The sequence below is a fragment of the Arenicella xantha genome (assembly GCF_003315245.1).
GTDB classification, from domain to species: Bacteria; Pseudomonadota; Gammaproteobacteria; order Arenicellales; family Arenicellaceae; genus Arenicella; species Arenicella xantha.
In genome coordinates this window covers 1,344,159-1,369,102 of the sequence record NZ_QNRT01000001.1, presented here as the reverse complement: position 1 = coordinate 1,369,102, position 24,944 = coordinate 1,344,159, and the positions used below count along the sequence as shown (strand labels likewise).

The 24,944-nt window shown below is 47.0% G+C and carries 25 protein-coding genes; 9 read left to right on the top strand and 16 right to left on the bottom strand.

Annotation, left to right across the window (positions count from 1 at the left end):
* Positions 1–17: 17 nt before the first annotated feature.
* From DFR28_RS05890 to DFR28_RS05880, 3 genes are all read left to right on the top strand, one after another.
* Positions 18–566, top strand: coding sequence for a VOC family protein (locus DFR28_RS05890; RefSeq protein ID WP_113953437.1), 549 nt, complete (start codon positions 18–20; stop codon positions 564–566).
* Positions 563–1,207: a maleylacetoacetate isomerase gene (gene maiA / locus DFR28_RS05885; protein WP_113953335.1), complete on the top strand. Its 645-nt coding sequence runs from the start codon at positions 563–565 to the stop codon at positions 1,205–1,207. Before DFR28_RS05890 ends, maiA begins: the two co-directional genes overlap by 4 nt.
* Before the next feature lie 81 nt (positions 1,208–1,288).
* The gene (locus DFR28_RS05880) at positions 1,289–3,010 is read left to right on the top strand and encodes an aromatic amino acid hydroxylase (protein ID WP_113953334.1); all 1,722 of its coding nucleotides are present in this window, start codon (positions 1,289–1,291) and stop codon (positions 3,008–3,010) included.
* Between the two features lie 168 nt (positions 3,011–3,178).
* Here DFR28_RS05880 and ppa read toward each other — a convergent pair whose 3' ends face one another.
* Complete coding sequence (gene ppa / locus DFR28_RS05875) at positions 3,179–3,712, bottom strand: inorganic diphosphatase (protein WP_113953333.1); 534 nt, start codon at positions 3,710–3,712, stop codon at positions 3,179–3,181.
* Between the two features lie 318 nt (positions 3,713–4,030).
* Between ppa and DFR28_RS05870 the strand changes: the two genes are divergently transcribed.
* The gene (locus tag DFR28_RS05870) at positions 4,031–6,040 is read left to right on the top strand and encodes a sodium-translocating pyrophosphatase (protein WP_113953332.1); all 2,010 of its coding nucleotides are present in this window, start codon (positions 4,031–4,033) and stop codon (positions 6,038–6,040) included.
* An 86-nt stretch (positions 6,041–6,126) separates the two neighbouring features.
* Here the strand turns inward: DFR28_RS05870 and DFR28_RS05865 are convergent, their stop codons facing one another.
* The 12 genes from DFR28_RS05865 to DFR28_RS05810 form a co-directional block, all read right to left on the bottom strand.
* Complete coding sequence (locus DFR28_RS05865) at positions 6,127–6,657, bottom strand: chorismate--pyruvate lyase family protein (protein ID WP_113953331.1); 531 nt, start codon at positions 6,655–6,657, stop codon at positions 6,127–6,129.
* Positions 6,658–6,730: 73 nt separating this feature from the next.
* Positions 6,731–8,710 carry a M48 family metallopeptidase gene (locus tag DFR28_RS05860; protein WP_113953330.1) on the bottom strand — a complete coding sequence of 660 codons (1,980 nt, stop codon included), beginning with the start codon at positions 8,708–8,710 and terminating at the stop codon, positions 6,731–6,733.
* An 83-nt stretch (positions 8,711–8,793) separates the two neighbouring features.
* The gene (locus DFR28_RS05855) at positions 8,794–9,381 is read right to left on the bottom strand and encodes a LemA family protein (protein ID WP_113953329.1); all 588 of its coding nucleotides are present in this window, start codon (positions 9,379–9,381) and stop codon (positions 8,794–8,796) included.
* 170 nt (positions 9,382–9,551) lie between these two features.
* Positions 9,552–9,968 (bottom strand): F0F1 ATP synthase subunit epsilon, encoded by a 417-nt coding sequence (locus DFR28_RS05850; protein WP_113953328.1) that lies wholly within the window; start codon positions 9,966–9,968, stop codon positions 9,552–9,554.
* 87 nt (positions 9,969–10,055) lie between these two features.
* Positions 10,056–11,435, bottom strand: coding sequence for a F0F1 ATP synthase subunit beta (gene atpD, locus DFR28_RS05845; RefSeq protein WP_113953327.1), 1,380 nt, complete (start codon positions 11,433–11,435; stop codon positions 10,056–10,058).
* A gap of 82 nt (positions 11,436–11,517) precedes the next feature.
* Positions 11,518–12,384, bottom strand: a complete 867-nt coding sequence (gene atpG / locus DFR28_RS05840) for a F0F1 ATP synthase subunit gamma (RefSeq protein WP_113953326.1) — start codon at positions 12,382–12,384, stop codon at positions 11,518–11,520.
* Positions 12,385–12,507: 123 nt separating this feature from the next.
* Complete coding sequence (atpA, locus tag DFR28_RS05835) at positions 12,508–14,049, bottom strand: F0F1 ATP synthase subunit alpha (RefSeq protein ID WP_113953325.1); 1,542 nt, start codon at positions 14,047–14,049, stop codon at positions 12,508–12,510.
* Positions 14,050–14,090: 41 nt separating this feature from the next.
* Entirely contained in the window at positions 14,091–14,627 is a 537-nt protein-coding gene (locus DFR28_RS05830; protein ID WP_113953324.1) for a F0F1 ATP synthase subunit delta, read from the bottom strand.
* Between the two features lie 36 nt (positions 14,628–14,663).
* A complete protein-coding gene (locus DFR28_RS05825) occupies positions 14,664–15,143 on the bottom strand; it encodes a F0F1 ATP synthase subunit B (RefSeq protein ID WP_113953323.1) in 480 nt (159 codons plus the stop codon).
* A 34-nt stretch (positions 15,144–15,177) separates the two neighbouring features.
* Positions 15,178–15,459: a F0F1 ATP synthase subunit C gene (atpE, locus tag DFR28_RS05820; protein WP_113953322.1), complete on the bottom strand. Its 282-nt coding sequence runs from the start codon at positions 15,457–15,459 to the stop codon at positions 15,178–15,180.
* Positions 15,460–15,621: 162 nt separating this feature from the next.
* The gene (atpB, locus tag DFR28_RS05815; protein WP_113953321.1) at positions 15,622–16,473 is read right to left on the bottom strand and encodes a F0F1 ATP synthase subunit A; all 852 of its coding nucleotides are present in this window, start codon (positions 16,471–16,473) and stop codon (positions 15,622–15,624) included.
* 42 nt (positions 16,474–16,515) lie between these two features.
* Positions 16,516–16,959, bottom strand: coding sequence for an ATP synthase subunit I (locus tag DFR28_RS05810; RefSeq protein ID WP_113953320.1), 444 nt, complete (start codon positions 16,957–16,959; stop codon positions 16,516–16,518).
* A gap of 165 nt (positions 16,960–17,124) precedes the next feature.
* Here DFR28_RS05810 and DFR28_RS05805 point away from each other — a divergent pair, with 165 nt between their 5' ends.
* Positions 17,125–18,846: an ATP-binding response regulator gene (locus tag DFR28_RS05805; protein WP_170131989.1), complete on the top strand. Its 1,722-nt coding sequence runs from the start codon at positions 17,125–17,127 to the stop codon at positions 18,844–18,846.
* Here DFR28_RS05805 and DFR28_RS05800 read toward each other — a convergent pair.
* Complete coding sequence (locus DFR28_RS05800) at positions 18,843–19,487, bottom strand: response regulator (protein ID WP_113953318.1); 645 nt, start codon at positions 19,485–19,487, stop codon at positions 18,843–18,845. The genes DFR28_RS05805 and DFR28_RS05800 overlap by 4 nt on opposite strands.
* A gap of 197 nt (positions 19,488–19,684) precedes the next feature.
* Between DFR28_RS05800 and DFR28_RS05795 the strand changes: the two genes are divergently transcribed.
* The 4 genes from DFR28_RS05795 to DFR28_RS05780 all read left to right on the top strand — a co-directional run bounded on the left by DFR28_RS05795 (position 19,685) and on the right by DFR28_RS05780 (position 23,234).
* The gene (locus DFR28_RS05795; protein ID WP_113953317.1) at positions 19,685–20,701 is read left to right on the top strand and encodes a right-handed parallel beta-helix repeat-containing protein; all 1,017 of its coding nucleotides are present in this window, start codon (positions 19,685–19,687) and stop codon (positions 20,699–20,701) included.
* Between the two features lie 161 nt (positions 20,702–20,862).
* On the top strand, positions 20,863–21,852 hold the full coding sequence (locus DFR28_RS05790) for a right-handed parallel beta-helix repeat-containing protein (RefSeq protein ID WP_113953316.1): 990 nt from the start codon (positions 20,863–20,865) through the stop codon (positions 21,850–21,852).
* Positions 21,853–22,067: 215 nt separating this feature from the next.
* Positions 22,068–22,775: a M50 family metallopeptidase gene (locus tag DFR28_RS05785; protein WP_113953315.1), complete on the top strand. Its 708-nt coding sequence runs from the start codon at positions 22,068–22,070 to the stop codon at positions 22,773–22,775.
* Positions 22,776–22,850: 75 nt separating this feature from the next.
* On the top strand, positions 22,851–23,234 hold the full coding sequence (locus DFR28_RS05780) for a hypothetical protein (protein ID WP_113953314.1): 384 nt from the start codon (positions 22,851–22,853) through the stop codon (positions 23,232–23,234).
* Positions 23,235–23,286: 52 nt separating this feature from the next.
* Here the strand turns inward: DFR28_RS05780 and DFR28_RS05775 are convergent, their stop codons facing one another.
* Both DFR28_RS05775 and DFR28_RS05770 read right to left on the bottom strand, forming a co-directional pair.
* Positions 23,287–24,156: a ParB/RepB/Spo0J family partition protein gene (locus DFR28_RS05775; protein ID WP_113953313.1), complete on the bottom strand. Its 870-nt coding sequence runs from the start codon at positions 24,154–24,156 to the stop codon at positions 23,287–23,289.
* A 6-nt stretch (positions 24,157–24,162) separates the two neighbouring features.
* Entirely contained in the window at positions 24,163–24,942 is a 780-nt protein-coding gene (locus tag DFR28_RS05770) for a ParA family protein (RefSeq protein WP_113953312.1), read from the bottom strand.
* Positions 24,943–24,944 lie beyond the last annotated feature (2 nt).

Sequence of the window (24,944 nt, the reverse complement as noted above, 5' to 3'; positions counted from 1 at the left end):
TATCAGAGGCAAGCGCAATGAAAATCGAAAAAATTCATCACGTCGCGTATCGTTGTCATGACGCGAAAGAAACGGTCGAATGGTATGTCAAAAACCTGAAAATGGATTTCGTGTTGGCAATCGCCGAAGATCAAGTTCCGTCGACCAAAGAACCTGACCCGTATATGCATGTCTTTCTAGATGCAGGGCAGGGCAATGTGTTGGCTTTTTTCGAACTACCAACTAAGCCACGTATGGGCCGAGATGAAAACACTCCCGAGTGGGTTCAGCACATCGCCTTCAAAGTAAAAGATATGGATACGTTAATGGCTTATAAAGCGCACCTCGAAGATAACGGCATTGAGGTGCTTGGCGTGACCGACCACTCGGTATTTCATTCTATCTATTTCTTTGATCCGAATGGACATCGATTGGAACTTGCCGCACCTGACGCCCAAGAACAAGCAAAATTAGATCGCTTAGATGCAGTCAAGTGGGAGATGCTCGAAGAGTGGTCTAAAACTAAGCGCGCTCCTAAACACGCAGACTGGATGCACAAAAACGAATTTCATAGTCTAGACGGATGAAACTATCGAGCTATTTTCGCAGCACCGCGGCCTACCGAGTAAGAATTGCATTAAACCTAAAACAAGTCGACTACGACATAATACCGGTGCATTTAGTGCGTAACGGCGGTGAACAAAAGTCCGCCGCATATCGCCACAAAAATCCCGAGGGCTTAGTGCCCGCGCTCGAGGTGCAGGGCAGTGTGCTATCGCAGTCATTAGCTATTATCGAGTATTTGGAGGAAGTCTATCCAGAGCCCGCGCTACTGCCGTCAGAGCCGCTACTACGCGCCTATGTCCGTGGCTTAGCACAAGCCATCACCAGCGATATTCATCCATTGAATAATTTACGAGTGTTGCAATACTTAGTCAAAGAGCTCGACGTAACCGAGCAACAAAAGCTAGCGTGGTATCAGCACTGGGTCGCAACTGGCTTTTCGGGGCTGGAAACACGCCTGGCGACGAGCCCACGCACTGGTGACTATTGCTTAGGCGCAACACCGGGGATTGCCGACCTATGTTTGGTGCCACAAGTGTATAACGCGCAACGCTTCAATTGCGACATGAGCGACTACCCGACGATTAGCCGAATCAATGAGGCATGTCTTGCGCTGCAAGCATTTCAACAGGCTGCGCCAGAGCAGCAGGTCGATGCCGAATAGCCAATTAGTGCTGGCACAGACTTGCGCAGCTTTAGTCCTTTTGAGGTCGCGCTGCCCAACTAATCTAACAAAACTCGAACAATGACTAGTCAACAAGCAGTAATCGACCAACTTCCCGCACACTTACAGCCTTTCGTGGCGGTTCAAGACTACGCTAACTACACGCCTCGCGATCACGCTATTTGGCGCTTTTTGTTGCACCAATTACGGTTTAGTTTGCGCCACAGTGCCCATCCTACGTATTTCGAAGGGCTAACAAAAACGGGTATCGGAACCGAAGCGATTCCACGTATTGAGGAAATTAACAGCTGCTTAACTAAACTTGGCTGGCAAGCCGTGGCAGTCGATGGTTTCTTGCCACCAGCAGTATTCATGGAGTTTCAGGCACGAAAAATATTAGCCATCGCGCTAAATATTCGATCCTTTGAACATATGTTGTATACGCCCGCGCCAGATATCATTCACGAATCGGCTGGTCATGCTCCATTCTTAGTCGATATTGACTATGCTGAATTCCTGCAACGCTTTGGCGAATTGGGAATGCAAGCGATAGCGAATCAACACGACATGAATATCTATGAAGCGGTGCGACAGCTTTCGATAGTAAAAGAAGACGGTAGTTCTGCTGCGCAGGATATAGACGCCGCTCAATCGGCAGTTGAAGCCTTACAAGATATGCACGTTGCACCATCCGAGGCCAACTTGTTAGCCCGCTTACATTGGTGGACAGTCGAGTACGGACTAGTAGGCTCAATTAATAACTACACGATTTATGGTGCTGGTTTATTGTCTTCTTTGTCCGAAAGCCAAAGCTGTATGGATGACCGCAAGGTCACTAAATTGCCACTGACATTAAACGCGTTAAAAACTGCCTATGATATTACCGCGCCACAGCCGCAATTATTCGTCACTGAATCTTGCCGCCACTTGAGTCAAGTACTCGAGGAATACGGCCGTCATATGTGTTGTCAGCGCGGCGGAGCCAGCGCACTCGAAGAAGCCCTAGAAGCGGCGACCGTCACCACCAGTGAGTTAAACTCTGGCCTACAAATCGCCGGCAAAATAAGCCGCGTGGTGACCGACCCTGTGGGCAACGCGGTTTACTTGAATACTCAAGGTCCCACACAGCTCGCCTATCAACACACAGAATTACCGGGTCATGGCATTGAATACCACGAGCTCGGATTTGGCTCACCGATTGGCCGACTCAGAGCCATGGAACGCTGTTTATCAAACTACACGGTAGACGAGTTAAAGCGCCATCACATAGAAATTGATACTGACGTGACACTGAATTTTCTTTCTGGAATTTGTGTATCAGGACGACTGGTGGCTATTCTACGACGCAATCAGCGCAATTTACTTTTCACCTTTGAACAATGCACGGTAAGCGATATCGACGGTGAAGTATTATTTGACCCAGAGTGGGGCGTATACGATATGGCGGTCGGCGACGCCGTTATTTCAGTGGCGGGCGGCTCGGCTGATCAATCGGCCTATCCAATGTACGACGCACCGTCCACACAAGTTAGCGCTGCAAGTCGTGTTGACGGACAAACTCAAGCACAATTTACTTGGTACTCAAAACTTCGTAAATGCCGCGAGAGTGGCTCAGTCGATTCAACATTAATCCAAGAAATCACCGCGCAGGAATCGCTAGACTGGCTGATCAAATTTGAGGCTTTTGAATTGTCCAATGACAAAGCACTACGTAACCAACTTGAAGAAATTTCAACACACGCCGGAGACGATGTGGCTGTGCTTATTAACGGTGGGTTAAAGCGCTTATCAGAACCGTCCTAGCGTGCCGACAGCTAGCAGGAGCGTCGACCAAGGACACATCACGACGAAAAAGCGTTCGTGCAACCGCAAGAAAATTCCCTATCTTACTGTTGCACACATTGATACCAGACCAACAAGCAGGGGGTTCCCTAACTTCTAGGTCTGGCGTCAATACAAATGTAACTCAGTTTATAACGTCTTTTGGTAGCGTTCAGCCGCTTCAAGGATCTCTCGACGAGCTTCGTCTTTTCCGACCCAACCTTTGACCTTTACCCACTTACCTTGCTCTAGATCTTTGTAGTGCTCGAAAAAGTGTGCGATTTTGTCCAACATTTCTTGTTGAACATCACGGTAGTTGGTTACTTTGTTGTAGAACTTAGTCAGCTTTTCGATTGGCACAGCCAAAATTTTGGCATCACCACCAGCTTCATCATCCATCTCTAACATGCCGATTGGGCGGCATCGAACTACCGAGCCTGTTACCAATGGGAACGGCGCAAGAACCAGCACGTCGGCTGGGTCACCATCATCGGAAAGTGTCTGCGGAATATAACCATAGTTACATGGGTAATGCATTGCAGTCGACATAAAGCGATCCACAAACATTGCGCCTGTTTCTTTATCAACTTCGTATTTAATCGGATCACCATAGCGAGGTATTTCTACGACAACGTTAATATCATCAGGTAAAGAACTGCCTGGACCCACATTATTTAAAGACATCTTGATTGCTCCGAAAGATTGGTCTTGAAAAAGTGGCTGTATTATACTGATTTGACGGCCATAAACAGCCGCACACGACTAAAAAGAGTCGAAAAGTAAAGCAAAAACTATAATTATTATTTACTCCCTTATAAGTGGATTTGAGGTCGAACCAAGTTAGATTTTTTAGTTTCAAAAACCGTTAGATAAACGCCATTAACCGCCTTAGATTCGAACCTTGATGTTCGGTTCGCAGGAACAGTGCGGGGTTACTTATCGCTTTATCGGCTTTCTTGGCAAGTCTGTCACCGCATGGGGGAAACCACCGGAGGACAGTCTATGTCTGTACAAGCCGTACCAGCCCTATTTGGAATCGTTGGCCTTTTATTTGCCCTAGTCATCTATGTGATGATCTCAAAACAGAGGGTAATGGAGGGCAAAGTCACCAGTATTGGTAAGCAAATCCACATTGGTGCAATGGCGTTTATGCGACGCGAATACACTATTTTGTTTGCCTTCGTAGCTGTTCTTGCCGTACTAATTGCCATTTCAGATCTCGGAATACATTCGATGTACGCCTTTTTGCTCGGCGCAGTTTGCTCAGCAGTAGCAGGTTATATCGGCATGTTCACAGCCACCAAAGCCAATGTTCGCACTACCACAGCAGCCCATGAGAAGGGCGCCGCAGCGGCATTGATGACAGCGTTTAATGGCGGCTCAGTCATGGGCCTCACTGTCGCCTCAATGGGGCTACTCGGCCTCGGTACACTCTATTTTGTCTACGGTACAGATGTTGAAAGCGTGCACACTATCCACGGCTTCGGCATGGGCGCATCAGTTGTCGCGTTATTTTCTCGTGTTGGCGGTGGCATTTTCACAAAAAGCGCTGATGTCGGCGCTGACCTAGTTGGCAAGGTTGAAGCCGGTATACCTGAAGACGACCCTCGCAACCCTGCCGTGATCGCCGACAACGTCGGTGACAATGTAGGTGATGTGGCGGGTATGGGTTCAGATATCTTTGAATCTTATTGTGGCTCTATGATCGCCACCATTGCCATTGCATCTACGCTGGGCACTGGCATGGTCGCGGCTCTAGGCGGCGACTCTGCGGCCTTAATGGGGCTCCCCCTAGCACTCTCGTCGGTCGGCTTAATCTGTTCAGTGTTAGGCATTCTATTAGTCTCTCTGATGAGTGGTAGCTCAGCCGAAAAAGCATTGCGCGCCGGAACCATGGGTTCTTCCATCTTGTTTATCGCTGCCTCTTATTTTCTAATCGACCGGTTTGGCATTGCCACATCGGTTTGGTATTCGGTAGTTATCGGCTCAGTCGGCGGCATCATTATCGGCTTAGTCACTGAGTACTACACCGCGGGTAAACCAATTCGAACCATCGCCGCTGCCGGCGAAACCGGCGCCGCTACGGTGATAATCGCAGGCTTGGCGATCGGCATGCAGTCGGTCATTATTCCGGTTTTAACCCTGTGTGGCATTATCTACTTTGCCAGCGAGTTCGCTGGGTTGTACGGCGTTGCTATCGCCGCAGTCGGCATGCTCGCGACCGTCGGCATTACCATGGCGATTGATGCCTATGGTCCAGTCGCTGATAATGCTGGCGGCATAGCTGAAATGGCCGGTCTTGGCGCTGATACACGCAAGATCACCGACTCGCTGGATGAAGTCGGCAACACCACAGCTGCTATCGGTAAAGGTTTTGCAATCGGTGCGGCAGCGCTCGCGGCATTAGCCATAATTTCAGCCTACATTGAAACAGTGTCACTACGGATTGAAGATTTCAGCCTACAAATTAACAACCCTGAAGTATTAGTGGGAATGTTTATCGGCGGTATTTTTCCATTTTGGGTATCCAGTCTTACCATGACAGCAGTCGGAGACGCGGCGTTTGACATGATTAAAGAGGTGCGACGTCAATTCAAGGAGATTCCAGGATTACTAGAAGGTACCGCCGAACCAGATACCGCTCGTTGTGTTGATATTGCGACAACAGCGGCACTCAAAAAGATGATTTTGCCTGGTGTATTAGCGGTTTCTGCGCCAGTCATAGTCGGATTTGGTATCGGCGCTGAGTCTTTAGGCGGAATGTTAGGCGGCGCACTGCTAGGGTGTGTATTACTTGCAATTACTATGGCCAATGCCGGTGGCGCTTGGGACAATGCCAAGAAATACGTAGAACGTGGTAACCACGGCGGCAAAGGTTCAGATACCCATGCGGCAGTCGTTGTCGGTGACACCGTAGGCGATCCATTTAAAGATACTTCAGGTCCGTCGATGAATATCTTAATTAACGTAATGGCTATTGTAAGCCTCGTTATCGCGCCTCTACTTACATAAACGAGTTCTACTAGGTTGTTAAAAAGGAGCCAGCATTGCTGGCTCTTTTTTATTCCTAGTTCGCTAGTTCGCGTGTATTAGCCTATTCAAGTCAGAAAAGAGTAGATTGCTGGTAGAAAGAATTCACTCACTAAAATGGTCGATCCCTGATAGTCATAAGGAGTCCGCCTCGCTGCTAACACGGTAGTATTCAATTCTGGGGTCGAGAACTCGCGCTTGGAAACTCGTATTCGTCCATCCTTAAACAATAGATGCCCCAACGGCGTGCGGCCGAGATTAGCAAGGCCACTTCTACCTTGGCTGACCAGCGTTAACGGCACAATGCTGCGCGCATAAACCACCGGCACATCATGCACCAACAACTCTACCTCGCGAATCATTGCGGCGGCTGAAAGTGGCCTAGCGAGTTTCCTTTGTTCGTGAAAATACGGCAAGGCAATAGCTTGCCGCAAGACTCTGACCCGAAAGGCTCCTCGACCTAAGCGAATGAGTGCGGCGGTAAGTGAACCCTTATCCGTAATCAAAGTTTGCAAGCGCGGTTCGAAGCGATGTACCGCGTTCGGCGTATCACGTAGCCAAATCGGGTATTTGGCCAAATTAGTGTAGTGTGGACTCATGCGTAGTTAGTTCGATTGAAAACAAACTCGCCTAACACAAAACACATCGACATAAACATGTAGCTGAACCAGCTTAAACAGATGCGACTTCGTTTAAAATCGGCAACGGTACATGAATTAAAGAACACAGCACGCGCAACATTTCGTGTTCTTCTGTAATTATTTTGCGGTCATCCAATACAGTTCGCACCAAAACCGCAACCACGGTCGACTTATCTTTAGAGGTTAAGTTATCAAGCTTATCTATGGCCTTATCAACTTCCTCATGCCAATTGTCTGTGAAACTTAAATTGGTATGATTAATATCAGCTACCGCCATACCGGCTCGGAAAGCTTTTTGAGCCGCCTGTAAGCCAGCCGCGGACTGGCTATTTTGACCATGTGCAGCGACCACGCTAACAACCGTAGTTAGTTCGCCAACGCAAGATGATAATTTCTTAGAACCGTGCAATCGTGTCTTACTCGGAATGTTAGCCTCGTGCATATATTGTTTGATTAGGCGCGACAATAAATACTCGAAAGAATCAATTCGATTATCAACCGATGCCATGAGGTCGACCGTAGCCAAAAGCTTCTCAACATCGGTAAAAGGGCGACGTTTGAGGCTTGGAAAACAAATTTCCAATAGCGGGAGACGTTGATCAGCGCGTACGGTGCCATGCGCGGTTAACAAGTGTTGTAGCTTTTGCTCACTGATATCGCCCATTTTTTCAATTACGATCATAAGCTGCTGATCGCGTAACGCTTGGTCGTTGTCGAGTAGGCAATAGAGCATTACTTCTGGCGCCCACTCCAGACTGTGTGCCGCGCTCGACAAGCCGTCAGATATAGAAGCAGTTAACATCGCCGCAGCGGCGATTCGTTCAACATCAGGATTGCCAATATTGCTGATAATATTTTCTATATCGAAGATGCCACCAGATTTCTTCTTTTCGGCTTTACGCTGTTGCTCTTGTGCGGCAATGGTAGCTTCTTCGTGCTCGCGGTGCTCGTTACTCCGTAACTTAGCGGCCAAAGCAGTGATCTCACTTGGGTCGAAGCGCTTTTCGATACGCTCGATGCGCTTTTCGAGTGGTGGATGTGTGGCAAACATAAACTGCCGATAGCCACTTCCAAACAACATGTGGCTGACTTCTTCAGCATCACCTTTCAAATAGGACGAATGACTGTATGCCGCAATTTTTTTAAGCGCGCCAGCAATACTGCTCGGGTCTCGGGTAAATTGAACGGCAGACGCATCAGCGAGGTATTCGCGTTGGCGAGAAAGTGCCGATTTCATCCACCGCGCGAAGAACAGCCCAATGTAGCCTACGACCATTAATCCTAAACCGATTGCGACTACTGCACCGGCATTATTATCACGTGAAGATGAGCGGCGAAAACTAGTAGCGTGTAAAAACTTTCGTCCAGCAATAGCGATTACGGTAATCCCAAAAATAATCCCCATCATGCGGATATTGATACGCATATCTCCATTAAAGATATGGCTGAACTCATGCGCGATAACACCTTGTAGCTCACTACGACTAAGTTTTTCTAGTGCACCTTGAGTAACCGCTACTGCAGCATCAGCCGCCGTATATCCAGCCGCAAACGCATTGATACCGGGTTCATTTTCCATCACATAAACTTCTGGAACCGGTGCACCAGAAGCCAATGAAATCTCTTCTACCACGTTGTATAAACGACGTCTAAGCGGATCGCGAGTGTCGGCTGTGACAATGGTTGCGCCCATATCACGTGCGACTTTGCCGCCACCGCTGCGTAAGCTGGCAATTTTGCCGAGACTAGCAAGACCGATGAGTCCGGCTGTCGCGCCACTACTTATTAATAGAATGCCTGAGTTGGCGATCCATGCATCTGGATTGGTAAACTGTGAAAAAGCACCTTGTGACACATAGTTAACACCATCAGCCACCGGCGCTTGTACGGCGAAAACGGCCATAACGATTAGGTCTATCGCCAACACAATCAGCAACGTCACGACAATAAACGCGATGATGATCCAACGCGATTGTTTACGTGCGCGCGCTTGATGTTCGAAAAAATTCATAAAGGCAGCGTCCTATACCTACTGGCTGTTGATACGAGTAAGGCGATACAACGTTGTTGTATCGCCTTAGCAGTCTTACCTAACTAGAATGATACTTTTGGAACTTCACGCATTTTTTCGTCTTCTAATTCCAATAGCTCTGCCGGTTTAAAAGTAAACCAACTGGCAATGAAATTACTTGGGAATTGCTCCCGAAGATTGTTATATAGCATCACGGAATCGTTATACGCCTGGCGTGCAAACGATACTTTGTTTTCAGTGGTAGTCAGCTCTTCCGACAATTGCATCATGTTTTCATTAGCTTTAAGGTCAGGATACGATTCCGACAAAGCAAACAGTCTACCTAGCGCTCCAGTTAACCCTTGTTCCGCTTGTCCTAGCTCTTTCATAGCATTCGGATCAGTGGGATCGGCTTTTGCAGCACTTAACCCCGACACAGCGGTGTTACGAGCTTGAATAACCGCCTCTAAGGTATCCTTTTCATGAGCCATATAGCCTTTAGCCGTTTCCACTAAATTTGGGATCAAATCGTGACGGCGGGTCAGCTGCACGTCGATCTGCGCAAACGCATTTTTGTAACCATTACGGCCGGCTACCAAACGGTTGTACATGCTAATGCCAAACAGCACTACTGCGATAAAGACGATAAGAAGAATAGTACCAGTGCCCATTTATGTGTCCTCTAAAATTGTGGTTGCCTATTTATATCAGATAAGGGCGATGTTAGGTAAATTCACTGCTTTGCGTTAATAAACCATAAACTTGCCATTTCTATACCGGTAAGCCAAAAAAAAGCCCACTACTCAGAAAGTAACGGGCTTTATCGTCGCTAAAACAAGTTCTAACGTCGTTTCATGCGTTTTTTTAGTGCTTGTAGTTGCGCTGCGGCTTGTGCCAATTCAGCTCTCGCTCGGGCGTAATCGATATCAGCTTTGCTGTCTTTCAACGCTTGCTCTGCTTTACGCTGGGCATCCAAGGCAGCTGCTTCATCTAAATCATCCGCTCGGATCGCAGTATCGGACAACACTGTAACCTTCTTCGGTGTCACCTCAAGAATACCACCGGACACGTAGATAACTTGCTCTTCGCCATCGGCTGTCTGTACACGTACATCGCCAGGTTTAAGACTGGTTAACAACGGAGTATGTTGAGGATAAATACCCAGTTCTCCAGATGTCGCGGTGGCGATCAACATAGTCGCTTCACCTGAAAAGATTTCATTCTCAGCGCTGACTACTTCGACTTGCATTGTACTCATAACATTTCTCTCAATCTGCTCGTGGCGTGACGCCGACTAAACAGCCGACATCACGATTTCGAATGAGCAAAGCGTAGCGAAATAAGCTTAGCTCATTCCTTTAGCTTTCTCGATCACTTCTTCGATTCCACCGACCATGTAGAACGCTTGCTCTGGATATTGATCCATTTCACCGCTCAAGATCGCTTTAAAGCCGGCGATCGTGTCTTTCAGAGATACGTATTTACCGTCTGCGCCAGTAAATACTTGCGCAACAAAGAATGGTTGTGACAAGTAACGTTGGATCTTCCGCGCACGGGCAACGATCTGTTTGTCTTCTTCAGACAACTCGTCCATACCCAAAATAGCAATAATGTCGCGCAACTCTTTATAACGTTGAAGTGTATTTTGCACACCTCGTGCAACTTGGTAGTGATCGTCGCCGATGACTAATGGGTCAAGTTGTCGCGACGAAGAGTCCAATGGATCTACCGCTGGGTAAATACCAAGCTCGGCGATTTGACGAGACAATACTAAGGTCGCATCCAAGTGAGCAAAGGTCGTAGCTGGAGAAGGGTCAGTTAAGTCATCCGCCGGTACATATACCGCTTGGAAAGACGTAATTGAACCTGATTTAGTCGAAGTGATTCGCTCTTGAAGTGCGCCCATTTCACTCGCTAGGGTAGGCTGATAACCTACCGCAGAAGGCATACGGCCCAACAGTGCTGACACCTCAACCCCCGCCAATGTGTAACGGTAGATGTTGTCGATAAACATCAATACGTCACGACCTTCGTCACGGAAATATTCAGCCATCGTCAAACCTGACAACGCAACACGCAAACGGTTACCTGGAGGCTCATTCATCTGACCGTAAACCATGGCTACTTTATCAAGTACGCCGGCTTCCTTCATTTCGTAGTAGAAGTCGTTACCCTCACGAGTACGCTCACCAACACCAGCGAATACCGACAAACCTTCTTGCGCTACCGCGATGTTATTAATAAGTTCCATCAGCGTCACAGTCTTACCAACACCTGCACCACCAAATAGACCAACTTTACCGCCCTTAGCGATTGGCATAATCAAGTCGATTACCTTGATGCCAGTTTCTAAGATAGCCGTATCAGAGGCTTGATCTGCATAGGCTGGTGGCTCACGGTGAATTGGATCACGTCGAACTGCGTCTACCTCACCAGCGTTATCAACTGGGCGACCAAGAACATCCATGATGCGACCAAGAGTACCTTGACCAACCGGAACCGAAATCGGCGCGCCAGTATTGTTGACTGCCAATCCGCGCTTCAAACCTTCAGTTACGCCCATCGCAATGGTACGGACAATGCCGTCGCCCAATTGCGCTTGAACTTCCATCGTCAAATCCGCATCGGGTACCACTAACGCGTCGTAAACATTTGGCACAGCGTCTGCGGGGAACTGCACATCCACAACCGCGCCGATTATTTCTACAATATTTCCGGAACTCATTTTGGTTTCCTCTTAAATACTAAATTTTAAATTCTTTCTAAAAATGTTCTAACTGCTAGAGTATGACTTCGTACCGATGGGCTTAAACCGCAGCGGCACCACTCACAATCTCAGAGATTTCTTGAGTAATCGCTGCTTGTCGCGCTTTGTTGTATACCAACTGAAGCTCACCAATAAGATCGCCGGCATTATCACTGGCCGATTTCATTGCGACCATTCGAGCCGACTGTTCACATGCAACATTCTCGACCACGGCTTGGTAAATCTGCGATTCGACGTAACGTTTTAATACAACATCAAGAATCGGTTTTGCCTCAGGCTCGTAGATATAATCAAACAATGCAGGAACTTCAGCGCTCGCTTCTTTATCAGCGACCACCGGTAACAACTGCAACGAAGTAGGGGATTGCGTCATGGTATTAACAAAATCGTTTGAAACCACATACAGGCGATCAATACGTCCTTCTTCATACGCCGTTAACATCGACAAAATAGCACCGAGAAGATCATCTAGATTTGGCTTATCACCATAGTTAGATGCTTCCGAAACAACATTCCCGCCAGTACGCCGAAAATACGCTAAGGCTTTGGAACCAATTGTCGCAATATCAATCTCAACGCCTTGGCTATCCCAGTCCGCCATCTCGGTCATGGTTTTACGGAACACATTCATGTTCAATCCACCACATAAACCGCGGTCAGAACTCACCACAATATAACCAACACGCTTAATGTCACGAGCAACGGTAAACGGGTGTTTATATTCCAAATTAGCTTTCGAAATATGCGCTACAACGGAACGGATTTTTTGAGCATAAGGTCGCGCCGCCAACATGCGGTCCTGCGCTCTACGCATTTTACTCGCCGCCACCATTTCCATGGCTTTGGTGATCTTTTGCGTGCTTTTTACGCTGGTGATCTGGTCGCGAATTTCTTTACCGACTGCCATAATATTCTCTTGTACTGTTAACTAAAGTCATGGTTTTACGGACTCTTGGCTTCTGAGGTGTACTGCGTTCTCAGGAGATCTGAGTGCCATGGTGCCACTGCCGTGAAGCAGCGCACCATTCAGCTAGAATGACCCGTTCGCTTTGAAGTCTTTCAACGCTTCGTGCAAGCCCTTAACAACGTCATCCGTTAGTTTAGGGTTAGCATTAATGCTGTCTATGAAATCACCGAACTTAGAACGGACATGCGCTTGCATCGCCGCTTCGCATTTACCAACTTGCTCTTTCTCGACGTCATCAAAGTAACCTTCGTTTGCAGCAAACAATGACAACGCAATTTCAGCCGTAGACATCGGTGAATATTGAGCTTGTTTCATCAACTCAGTTACTCGCTCACCACGTGACAATTGCGAACGAGTCGCTTCGTCAAGGTCGGAAGCAAACTGCGAGAACGCAGCCAACTCACGATACTGAGCCAATGCTAGACGAATACCACCGCCAAGCTTTTTAATGATATTAGTTTGCGCAGCACCACCAACACGAGATACTGACAAACCAGGATCAACCGGAGGACGAATACCTGAGTTAAACAAGTCAGTTTCCATAAAGATCTGACCGTCAGTAATTGAAATTACGTTGGTAGGTACGAAAGCGGATACGTCACCAGCTTGAGTTTCAATAATTGGCAATGCAGTGAGTGAACCGGTTTTACCTTTCACACCAGATAGACGCTCTACCTCTGCTTCATTGATTCGCGATGAACGCTCCAATAAACGAGAGTGCAAATAGAATACGTCACCAGGATATGCTTCACGACCAGGAGGACGACGAAGTAATAATGACACTTCACGGTAGGCTACAGCTTGCTTTGATAAATCATCATAGACAATCAATGCGTCTTCGCCGTGGTCACGGAAATATTCACCCATTGTGCAACCAGCATACGGTGCTAGATACTGCAATGCAGCCGAATCCGACGCGTTAGCGGCAACAATCGTGGTGTATTCCATGGCGCCATGCTCTTCGAGCTTACGAACAACCGTGGCTACTGATGAGGCTTTTTGACCAATCGCGACGTAGATACATTTTACGCCACTGCCTTTTTGGTTAATGATCGCGTCAATCGCAACGGCTGTTTTACCAGTTTGACGGTCACCAATGATCAACTCACGCTGACCTCGACCAATCGGCACCATCGCGTCGATCGATTTAAATCCGGTTTCTAGCGGCTGATCAACACCTTGACGTTCAATAACACCAGGCGCAACTTTTTCAATCGGTGAAGTCTCAGTAGTTTCTACTGCGCCTTTACCATCGATTGGCTTACCAAGCGTATCAACTACTCGACCTAAAAGCGCTCGACCAACTGGCACTTCAAGAATACGACCAGTACATTTAACGGTATCGCCTTCCGTGATGTTTTTATAGTCACCCATGATTACCGCGCCAACAGAATCTTGCTCTAGGTTTAGAGCCAGTCCGTACACGCCACCAGGGAATTCCAACATCTCGCCTTGCATCGCTTCGGACAAACCGTGGATACGTGCGATGCCGTCCGTTAAGCTTACGACCGTACCTTCGGTACGAGATTCAGCCGATGCTTCAAAATTTTTAATCCGATCTTTAATCAGGTTACTGATTTCAGATGGGTTCAATTGCGTTGTCATGACTTCAAGTCCTCAACGTTAATAAAAGTTTCATTTGGCGACTAACGCATCAGCGTTGTCGTCAACTTCTCGATTCTTCCCTTTGCCGAACCGTCAATCACCATATCACCAGCCTTTACTACCGCGCCGCCAACTAGGCTGGCGTCAATAGTTTGCGCAAGACTTACCTTCATTCCAAGGCGTGTCTCGAGGGCTGAGCTCAAAGATGCTTTCTGATCGTCGGTCAATGCTATTGCGGTAATCACCTCAGCATTAACAATTGCTTTAGCTTTAGCAACCAACTCTTCATATTGTTGACCAATATCGGTCAAACTACCTAGACGGTCATTTTGAACTAACAATTTAACGAAGTTAGTTCCACCTTCTGGTAGCGAGTCTTTACTAAGATCAGCTAACAGTTCAACGACGCGCGAATCGTTTGTACGCGGGTCCAAGACCAACGTTTGAAACGACTCATCGCGACTAATCGCAGCCAAATGTTCCAGCGCAGCGGACCAACTCTCAAATGAGCCACTCTCTTGCGCTAGATCAAATACCGCTTTGGCATAGGGTCGAGCAATGGATGCATTATCTGCCATTCTTCTTACCTGTTTGGTGTGCGAACAAGATGAGCGTTAACCAGCTTTTAACTGCTTGACTAAGTCTTCGATCAACGCTGCATGAGCTGTTTCATCGATTTCTTTACCAACAATTTTACTGGCTGCCGCTACGGCGATAGATGACACTTGAGTACGCAATTGCTCACGTGCACTGTGTACATCTTGTTCAACCTCAGCTTGAGCGGAAGAGACAATACGCTCCTTCTCAGATGTCGCTGAAGCTTTCGCCTCATCAACAACGGCGTTACCGCGCTTCTCAGCATTCGCTACAATTTCAGATGCTTGTGATTTAGCTTCGCTAACCAACAATGCAGCTTCTTTTTTCGCGATCTCTTGTGCTTGCTGACCTTGTTCAGCCGCAGCTAAACCGTCCGCAATTTGCTTCTGGCGCTCTTGCATGGCGTTCATCATAGGAGGCCAAACAAATTTCTTGCAGAACCAAACAAATAGAAAGAACGTGATGGTTTGACCAATTAAAGTCGCATTAATATTCATCTCTTCGTTCCTCTTGATTTGTTAAAACAGGACACTAGCTCGCGTTTGCTTTCAACAACTCTAGAACGCTTGAGTCAACCAAACCTGATGCGAACAAGAAGTAAAGGGCGATTGCTACCGCAATAATCGGAATCGCGTCGATAAGTCCGGCAAGTAGAAACATTTTTGTTTGTAGTGAATTAGCCATTTCTGGTTGACGTGCAACGCCTTCAAGAAAACGACCACCCATAAGTGCGATACCGAGCGCAGCGCCAATGGCAGCCAAACCAAGCATAATTGCAATTGAGAGAACGGTCATACCAACGATAGTTTCCATTTGGAACTCCTATTTTTATGAAGATAAAAAATTAAAATTAAAATTAAAACATTTATAAACGTCTCGCTACCAATCCCTCTGCCATACATCTAGAGCGATCAATAACCGACGAGCCTTGAGCAAGCCCATCGTTGGATGAAGCTTGCCTATATATACTGCTATCTAATGCTCTTCGTGAGCTTGACTCAAATAAACAATAGTCAACATCATGAAAATGTAGGCTTGTAGTGTGATTACCAAAATATGGAATATCGCCCAACCAAGCTGTGCAACGCCGCCGAGCAAACCAAAACCTAAGCCTGCGCTATACATCATTGCTATCAAGATGAAAATCAATTCACCGGCATACATATTTCCAAACAACCGCAAACCTAACGACAGTGGCTTCGCGAGTAGGGCAACTACTTCCAGCAACAGGTTGAAAGGCAACATCCAAGGACCGAAGGGCTGGAACGCCAACTCTTTGGTAAAGCCTATCGGGCCTTTTACTTTCAGACTGTAGTAGATAATCATTAAAAATACGCCGAAAGCCAGACCAAGCGCCACATTGACGTCAGTCGACGGCACTATTTTCATATAGTCCAGACCGAGCAAGACGGCGAGTTCAGGTATCCAGTCCACTGGCACCAAATCCATCAGGTTCATTAGAAAAACCCAAACAAAAATGGTCAACGCAAGTGGCGCAATGTAGTCATTTTTAGCGTGTTTCGTGAAACTGCTATCTTTGGAGCCTTGCGCCATGTCAAATAGCGCTTCTACAAAGCACTGTAATTTAGACGGCTTTGCCGTGCTAAAGCCGTTCGCCACTACGCGCAATACACCAAACATAATAATGCCGAGACCAATAGCCCACGCCATTGAGTCCACGTGTATAGCCATAAAGCCCATACTCGCCGCTTCTTCAGCGCCATGAGCAAACCCCCAAGTTCCATCAGGTAGTCGCCCGTATGTCAGATTAGTCAGATGGTGGTTAATATAACCAGCGCCCGTCAATTCACCATTCTCAGATGCCATGTTGATTTCTCAAACTAAATTTTAAATTTTTTCGTGGTTTGTTCAGTGGTCTTCCCGGACAACAACATCATTCGTGGGAACCAACAGAAACAACATATTTATTGCAACCGCTACCAATAGGTAAGTGATTATAAACGGTGCAATTGACACTTTGATGAAGATTATAAATATAACCATCATTGCCAAAGTGAATAAAACCTTCAGTATGACGCTGGCATAAAATCGAGCTAGCATTTGAGACGCTTCTTGTGTGTTCGATTTAACACGCATTCTCGCTGCCATATAAAAATTAGCTAGCGCGACAACCAGACCACCAAACAATGCCGAAATCGAGCTTGGTGTGTCCACAAAGGCCCAAAAAAGCAAACTAACGACTAACGTAGCGGCCAATTGGGCCAGCGCAAGCTTGGCGATTAAATCCGGCCTTGATTTTGACTCAACTACGCGTCGCTTGAGTTGGTCGTCTGAAGGCCCTGAATTATTCATAAATAGCTCATTTCTACTGCTCGCGGAGTATAAATGCTTGAATCACGTTTCGCAATGCAAGAACGGCTTTTTGTTGAGTCCTTTTTTTCTGGTGTAAACTCAATGATTACAAGAGTTTTCGCGCACTGTTGAATGCCAGCGCCCATGCACAAGAGACCTGCCCATATGCAAAATGACTTCAATCTATATCTAGCAGAAGAACGCGCAAAAAATACCGCCGAGCATGCCACGGTATCGTTCTTATCGGAAGTCGGGCAAGCAGTACTGACAGTCGGTTTAATCTGGAAGATTTTCCCCGCTAAGCAACTGCTACTTTGGTTAGTCGCCTCTGTCGTGATTTCATCAATTGCGTTCCGTTTTCATAAGACCATGACGCCGTCAATGCCTCAGTTTTCACCGCAACGGTGGCAACGCGCAGTGACCGGAAGCTCGTTTTGTGTTGGCTTTATATGGGGAATGATACCGGTACTATTTTTTGCGCCCGGAGACATCACCTACCTAGCGTTTATTCTAGCGCTCTACACTGGCTATGTGTCTGGGGCTCTGGCCGTGACATTTACGCACCAGCCAAGCTTTATTAGTTTCACATTGGGCATCACGTTACCATTTGCTGGCCGGATGTTCTACGAGGCCGACGTGCTGTATAGCACCATCGGCGCGCTAGCAATATTCTATGTTTCCATGCTGATTTATGTTTCCAAGAACATGAACTCGCTGTTTATACGATCTACTCAGAGCCAATACAACAACGCCCGACTTTTACGCGAATTGGCGCGAGAAAAAGAAGCCGTCGAACAGGCCGTAGCGTCTAAGGATCGATTTCTTGCTTCGGCGAGCCACGATTTACGCCAACCGCTGAACGCCATCAGCTTGTTTGTCGACGCACTAGGCCCCGTTCAGACCAAGCCGCTTGGACATGAAATTCTCGATAAGATTCGTACCTCGCTCAAAGGCTTGAATGGAATGTTGCATAGCCTGCTCGATATTTCACGGCTCGACGCCAAAGCCATCGACATTATTCCTAAACACGTATCGCTGACCACCTTAGTTGCACAACTGTGCGATGAATACGCCGCCAAAGCTGGACGCATCGAAATTCACAACCAAATAGACGAAGAAATTATCGTATTCGTCGATCCGACGGTTTTGTATCGAGTAGTTCGTAACCTAATCGACAATGCCGTCAAGTACACTAATGAAGGCTCAGTAACACTCAGCGCGAGCAAACTCGATGATCATATTAGCTTGTGCATCGAAGACACTGGCATTGGCATTCCGAGCGAAAAAATAGACTCCGTATTCGATGAGTTTGAACAACTCAACAACCCTGAACGAAACCGAGAAAAAGGCCTAGGACTCGGTCTCGCCATTGTAAAAAGGTTGTGTAATATCGCCAAAATTGGAATTAGTTTACATTCCGAGTACGGTCATGGGACCACAGTGACACTAAAGATCCGTAGCGGATTAGGCGTTAACATTGAGGGCGACTTAGCGATCAAAGAAAACGATCTTAGCGGTCAACTTGTGGTGGTGATCGATGATGAGCAAGCCATACTCGACGGCATGCAATTGGTACTAAGCAGCTGGAATTGTGACGTTATTATCGGCGAGTCATTTGAATCCGTGAACCAACTATTAACTCAACAAAACAAGATGCCGGACCTAATTATTTCCGATTTAAGACTCAAAGACAAAGCCCGCGGCACTGACGTCATAGAAGCGATTCGGGAAGAGTACAACTCCGATATTCCAGCAATTTTGGTCACCGGCGATACTGCGCCAGAGAATATCTCTGAGGTTCGAGCCAGTGGTTTATCCGTGATCTACAAGCCTGTCGATTTGCATGAACTGCAGACTCTTGTGATTGCTAAAATCGGCCGCCGCTAGATAAGTCGAGCTTCTCGTGCAGCTTGCACACAGGCGGTTCGGTTATTGACGTTAAGGTTTTTAAATAGCAACTCTATATGGCCTTTGACTGAAGAGGTGCTGACCCCGAGAATTAGTGCAATTTGTTTATTCTGCATACCATCTCTCATCAACTCTAACACCTGAAGTTGACGTACCGTCAACGGGTGTGATTTGACTGTTTCTTTGGTTTCAGGCGGCAGCCAATCTATTTCACCTAGCCATTGCTGGGGCAGGTAGCGCTTACCCGACAACAGCTGCGCCACAGCCTGATTGAGCTCCACGCTCTCGCTATCTTTGGGAATAAACCCACGGGCTCCCAGCAAGATTGCACGCTCTATTTCGGATTTTTTCTCGGTACCGGAGATCACCGCCACGTTTACGGGTAGTGACTGTGTTTTCAAGGCCGTCAAAAATCCAAACCCACTAAACCGCGGCATATGCAGGTCAATCAAAACAAGGTCGTAGCTTAAGAGCTTTTCTTTGTCACTGAGCAGCACAAAAGCATCACTAGCAATATCCACCTCTGCTATCTCTTGTGCACTGTGCAAAATCAACTTGAGACCATCAGCGAACAGCTTATGGTCGTCAATAATTAGCACTCGGTAATTGGCATTAGTCATTATAGATCAACGAACAAAGAGTCTAGTACAACGACACCATAGCAGAGAGGTTGAGCATAACCAAAGTGGTCAAATGGCCCGTTGCTGTAAATTGCGAGCACGACATAATAAAGCGTACAAGATGCAGGCTAACAAAATAACACCTTGGCCAACTGGCTCGTCTACCGAGTATCGACCTTAATCAAAGGAGCGTTAACATGACCCTACACAAAATTTTCTTATTAATTTTCATCTCAACTATCTTAGCCACGCCAAAGATCGTCCAAGCGGTCAGTTGCGGTGATGGAGTATTCGGCAACATCACATTAACTGAAGATCTGTTCTGTGACACCGGCTACACCGCGTTAGAAGTATTTGCCGACGGCGTTACAATTGACCTCAACGGCCATACTGTTTCAGGAACCGGTGATTTAGCAGGCATATCGATTTTTGGATACAAAGGAGTAACCATTAGAAACGGTGCTATTAAAGGTTTTTGGGCTGGGGTTAACTCTATGCGCAGCCACTATTTGACCGTAGACAACGTCACATTCTACGAAGGTGGATTCGGCGTGATTATTTCTTCAGCTAGCAATGGCTATGTTGCGCATAACGACTTTATACGAACCTCAAGTGCCGGCGTATCTATCAAAAACACGCGAGCCACCTTAACTAGTCAGCAGAATGTGATCGACAATAACGAGTTTTATCAAGCGCAAACTGGCATTGAACTATGCGGTGACAAAACCAACAAAAACACGATAAGTAACAACCTTGTTTGGAAAAGTGTCGACTACGCTATCCACCTAAACCACTCAGACAACAACAAACTAATCAATAATCGAATCTTAGAAACATCTGGTAACAGCTCAGTCAGACTCAACAATTCATCCTATAACTTGATGTCAGGTAATTCGATTCAAGGTGGCGATCAATACGCTCTGACAGTTTTAGCAAATGCTGGCGGCCCATGTCTGGCAAGCGACCAAACTCGCAGCTTAAAGAATCGCTTTATCAGCAACTCCGTGGTCAACATGGGCCAGCTTATCTTACTCGGCTTGGGTTCGGTGTCGAGCGCAGAAGTAGTCGGTACAGGCATAACGGACAATCGCTTTATCAGTAACTCGGGACGCATCCGACTTGAACATGACGCACACAGTTCTTACCTCCGCAACAATGTTTTTATCGACACAGATAGCGCCATTGATGACAACGGCACAAACAATCATTACTGAGTTCACTAACAAGACGGTCATTTGGCCGTTTGAGCATATCGCCCTTGGTCTTTAAACTGGGTCTGGTCACCAGCCTTAACCGCTCCTCATTCTGTTAACGCAAAATATCGAGCTGTATCGCGATATTACCGACTAAACACTTAGCCTATAAAGAGTTCATCATGATCAAACCACAATGTTTTCAACGAACGATTTTGTTAGCAAACCTATTCTTGATATGCAGCTTACCGAATACCGTGCTGGCACAGAACAAAGTCGTTGTAATCCCCATGGCAGGCGATTCCGTGGTACAAGAAATTGACACTTTTGACCGAACCATTATTGTTGGTGGATCCGGTTCGGCCGCGGAAAATGGACAAGCCGTGTTAACCGCTCTAGATCAAATCAGTTCTCCATCAACATCTAATCGATGGGTTATTTGGTTGGAACCTGGCCAGTTTGATGTGGGGTCTGCTGGAATAATACTGCCAGACTATGTCTCACTGCGCGGCAGCGGCATGGGCGTGAGCATTGTGTATAGCGCTGGAACCGCCTCACACCACCGCGCCATTGATCTTGCTGGAAACAACACATTGTCGGATTTAACTATCGAAGACAGCAGCTCTGGTTCTAGCAGTGGAGCAGTGGTTCCCTCCGGTGACAACGTAATTATTCAAAACATACAGGTTCTCACCGATGACGAGGACGGCATTCGCATACATAACGATACAGAGAATGTGCTGGTCAACAATGCCATCGTTAACGCAGGCGATCGTGCACTATCTGCACAAGGCTCAAACAACGATATTATGGTTCGCAATAGTGCGTTAGCGTCCAATACCGACAATACAGTAAACGTTGGTACAAATAGCGTGGTACTTATCGAGAGCTCAACTATCGACAACACTAGTACAAACAAGCCCGTATTAAACATTTTCAATGACTCCGAACTAACCATACGACACTCTAGCATTTCTGCCACCTCCATCGATACCAGCGGCGATCTAGTTAATAATGCAACCACATCGACATCGGTACTCTTGATGTATCACAACCATATCAACGTGAGCACATCATTTGATTTTGGTGCTGGCGCAAGCTTGTGTTATGCAATAACTACACCGAAAGGTTTCTTAGCTGATTCCTATTGCTTTCCAGGCATGTCGTCGTAACGGTCATGACATCACGAAAGGGTGGGGACAACCCATTTTTAACAACAGCAGGGCCCACCCTTTTGATGTATTCCTAAAACTAGTTACTTACCCAATTTTTAGTAGGCACAGCGTTTGAAACTTTTTCTCTTCTCACCCGGTTACTAATATTGGGTAGTCTGTTTTTGTAGCTAATGTTTTAATAGACAATTAGCCACTCGACACATTGATACTCAATGACAAACCGATCATCGGCGCGCCGCCGCGCCGCCGCCTTATTGCTACTAGCCGGACTAGTATTCTTCGTCCTATCACTGTTCCCAATAGGGCGCTTGATCCAATGGCCATTTGTCATCCTAACCACCTTTATTCACGAGCTAGGTCATGGTTTAACCGCGATGTTAGTTGGTGGAAAATTTATTCAGATGGAGCTGTACTCCGACGCCGCTGGACTGGCACAGATGCGCCTACCATCAGGCGGTTGGCGCAGTGCATTAGTAGCGACCGGCGGCCTATTAGCACCGGCATTGTTTGGCGGCGCATTGATAGTAGCCGGGCGCTCGACCACCTCGTCATCTCGGCTGTTTTTGATTCTAAGTATCGTTATTCTGGTAAGTTGCGTGCTGTGGATACGCTCAATTTTCGGCTTGACCGTAATGGGGCTAATGGGCTTGGGGTTTCTATGGTTAGCACGCCAGCGTCGGCCCGGTTTACACCAGTTTTTAATTCAATTTATTGGTGTTCACATGTTAGTCGACACGGTGACTCGCACATTGAGTTATCTATTCTCACCAGGCGCATCGGTAAATGGTGTAATACGTCACTCGGACACCAGCGCAATCGCTCAAGCAATCGGCGGTAGTCATCTTTTATGGGGTACTATTATCGCCATTTTGGCGCTCAGTATTTTCTGGTTTAGCCTACGTCGAGTGTATTTACGATGACGCTATCATCCAGAGAGTTGTGTTGCTAAGCTGTACGCCGCTAATAAATATAACATCGACAATGAGGAAATTACTATGCGTGGAGCTGGTGGCACTAATGGTGGGCTAGGACTATTTTTTATAGGTTTAGCCATGATGTGTGGTGGCGTCTACTTGCTGCTCAATTCGATAAACGTCTACAGCCATTTTGGTTTTGGTGCACGTTTATATGGCATAGGTAGCATGGGTATCACCAGCGGTATGATCATGATTCCCTTTATGTTCGGCGTTGGCATTATATTTTACAACGCACGAAATTGGGCCGGCTGGTTATTGGCTGGCGGGTCTTTAATAGCCTTAGTGTTTGGCGTAATATCGTCTATTCAATTCACTTTCCGCGCCATGAGTGCATTCGACTTAATCGTTATTTTAGTGCTGGCCGTGGGCGGACTAGGATTATTCTTACGGTCACTGAAATAGGTCTAGTGCTGCTAGCACCGTAAATCAGCGTCATTAAATAGCCAAAATTAGGCTATTTAATATGGGCAAGGATGCCGTCTAACACATCAAGATTCTTATATTCGATAATCAACTTGCCCTTACCGTTTTTATCTTCCAGCGAAACGCGAGTTCCTAAGGTTTCGCCTAACTGCTCTTCAAGGCCACGCACATCAGCCGATTTGGATGGCTTACTGGTCTTCTTCTTGGGATTTGCATAAGCACGAACTAAGGCCTCGGTTTGACGCACCGATAAACGCTTAGAATACACCTCCGCAGCAGCGAAATCCTGTTGTTCTATCGGCAGGCCTAATAACGCCCGAGCATGACCCATCTCTATTTTCCCGTGCTCCAATAATTGCTTAGCACCATGACTTAAGCTCAATAGACGCAGTAGGTTAGTAACCGCTGCGCGCGATCGACCCACACTTTTTGCCATCTCTTCATGAGTTAACTCAAACTCGTCCATCAAGCGTTTTAAGCCAACCGCTTCTTCGACTGGGTTAAGATTTTCGCGCTGAATATTTTCGATCAACGCAACCGCTAAGGTCGCTTCATCTGGGATGTTACGAACGAGTACCGGAACTTCATCAAGCTGAGCAATTTGCGCCGCTCGCCAACGCCGTTCACCAGCAATAATTTCATACTTATCGCCCGCTACAGGACGTACCAATATAGGCTGAATGATCCCTTGCGACTTTATCGACGAGGCCAGCTCTTCAAGCGACTCCTGATCCATCCGAGTTCGCGGTTGATACTGCCCAGGTTGTAGCTTCTCAATTGGCAGATTATTCGGTGCAGAGGTAATAGATGCGCGACTAACCTCGCCATCCGTTGAGGGTTCAGTGTTACCCAATAGGGCTTCGAGCCCTCGACCTAAACGTTTTCTCTTTTTGCTCGTCATGGGTATTTACGCAGAAGTGGTTTTAGCGGCGGCAATTTTAAGAATTTCATCCGCCAATAGTAGATAAGAGCGTGCCCCTTTGGACTGCGGCGAGTAACTGATCGCTGGCTCACCATAACTTGGAGCCTCGGCTAAGCGCACGTTTCGCGGCACCACGGTGTCATAAACCTTATTGCCAAAGTGCGTCTCTAACTGACGGCTCACCTCGCCAGATAAACTGTTGCGTTTATCGAACATAGTGCGCAACAAACCTTCAATTTTTAAACTCGGATTAAGCGTTTCACGAATCGCTCGAATGGTCGAAATTAGCGCACTTAATCCTTCCAGCGCAAAATATTCGCATTGCATTGGAATCATCACCGAATGAGAGGCTACCAATGCGTTTATCGTTAATACGTTGAGCGCCGGCGGACAATCAATAAAAACATAATCGTAATCAGGCAGCACTTCGACCAACGCTTTCTTGAGCCGCAACTCCCGGCCAATCTCGTTCAATAACTCGACTTGCGCGCCGGCCAAGTCGCCATTGGCGGTCATTACATCGACACCACTGTCGGTTTGCACAATTGCATCACGCGCCGTGGCTTCGCCTAATAAAACGTCGTAAATCGTGTTTTCTAACTCAGAGGTATCAACACCCAGACCGACACTGGCATTTCCCTGTGGGTCCATGTCGAGCAACAATATCCGCTTTCCACGCTTAACCAGCGCGGCAGATAAGTTAATACTTGTCGTGGTTTTACCTACTCCACCCTTTTGATTAGTAACAGATATTACTTTTGCCATAG

Coding starts and splice junctions, on each gene's coding strand:
- DFR28_RS05825 (WP_113953323.1), bottom strand. CDS start 15,143: ATGAATATTAATGCGACTTTAATTGGTCAAACCATCACGTTCTTTCTA.
- DFR28_RS05770 (WP_113953312.1), bottom strand. CDS start 24,942: ATGGCAAAAGTAATATCTGTTACTAATCAAAAGGGTGGAGTAGGTAAA.
- DFR28_RS05810 (WP_113953320.1), bottom strand. CDS start 16,959: ATGAATAATTCAGGGCCTTCAGACGACCAACTCAAGCGACGCGTAGTT.
- DFR28_RS05795 (WP_113953317.1), top strand. CDS start 19,685: ATGACCCTACACAAAATTTTCTTATTAATTTTCATCTCAACTATCTTA.
- DFR28_RS05830 (WP_113953324.1), bottom strand. CDS start 14,627: ATGGCAGATAATGCATCCATTGCTCGACCCTATGCCAAAGCGGTATTT.
- DFR28_RS05805 (WP_170131989.1), top strand. CDS start 17,125: ATGCAAAATGACTTCAATCTATATCTAGCAGAAGAACGCGCAAAAAAT.
- ppa (WP_113953333.1), bottom strand. CDS start 3,712: ATGTCTTTAAATAATGTGGGTCCAGGCAGTTCTTTACCTGATGATATT.
- DFR28_RS05890 (WP_113953437.1), top strand. CDS start 18: ATGAAAATCGAAAAAATTCATCACGTCGCGTATCGTTGTCATGACGCG.
- DFR28_RS05785 (WP_113953315.1), top strand. CDS start 22,068: ATGACAAACCGATCATCGGCGCGCCGCCGCGCCGCCGCCTTATTGCTA.
- DFR28_RS05780 (WP_113953314.1), top strand. CDS start 22,851: ATGCGTGGAGCTGGTGGCACTAATGGTGGGCTAGGACTATTTTTTATA.
- atpA (WP_113953325.1), bottom strand. CDS start 14,049: ATGACAACGCAATTGAACCCATCTGAAATCAGTAACCTGATTAAAGAT.
- DFR28_RS05775 (WP_113953313.1), bottom strand. CDS start 24,156: ATGACGAGCAAAAAGAGAAAACGTTTAGGTCGAGGGCTCGAAGCCCTA.
- DFR28_RS05855 (WP_113953329.1), bottom strand. CDS start 9,381: ATGGGCACTGGTACTATTCTTCTTATCGTCTTTATCGCAGTAGTGCTG.
- DFR28_RS05850 (WP_113953328.1), bottom strand. CDS start 9,968: ATGAGTACAATGCAAGTCGAAGTAGTCAGCGCTGAGAATGAAATCTTT.
- atpE (WP_113953322.1), bottom strand. CDS start 15,459: ATGGAAACTATCGTTGGTATGACCGTTCTCTCAATTGCAATTATGCTT.
- DFR28_RS05790 (WP_113953316.1), top strand. CDS start 20,863: ATGATCAAACCACAATGTTTTCAACGAACGATTTTGTTAGCAAACCTA.
- maiA (WP_113953335.1), top strand. CDS start 563: ATGAAACTATCGAGCTATTTTCGCAGCACCGCGGCCTACCGAGTAAGA.
- DFR28_RS05865 (WP_113953331.1), bottom strand. CDS start 6,657: ATGAGTCCACACTACACTAATTTGGCCAAATACCCGATTTGGCTACGT.
- atpB (WP_113953321.1), bottom strand. CDS start 16,473: ATGGCATCTGAGAATGGTGAATTGACGGGCGCTGGTTATATTAACCAC.
- DFR28_RS05800 (WP_113953318.1), bottom strand. CDS start 19,487: ATGACTAATGCCAATTACCGAGTGCTAATTATTGACGACCATAAGCTG.
- DFR28_RS05870 (WP_113953332.1), top strand. CDS start 4,031: ATGTCTGTACAAGCCGTACCAGCCCTATTTGGAATCGTTGGCCTTTTA.
- atpD (WP_113953327.1), bottom strand. CDS start 11,435: ATGAGTTCCGGAAATATTGTAGAAATAATCGGCGCGGTTGTGGATGTG.
- DFR28_RS05860 (WP_113953330.1), bottom strand. CDS start 8,710: ATGAATTTTTTCGAACATCAAGCGCGCGCACGTAAACAATCGCGTTGG.
- atpG (WP_113953326.1), bottom strand. CDS start 12,384: ATGGCAGTCGGTAAAGAAATTCGCGACCAGATCACCAGCGTAAAAAGC.
- DFR28_RS05880 (WP_113953334.1), top strand. CDS start 1,289: ATGACTAGTCAACAAGCAGTAATCGACCAACTTCCCGCACACTTACAG.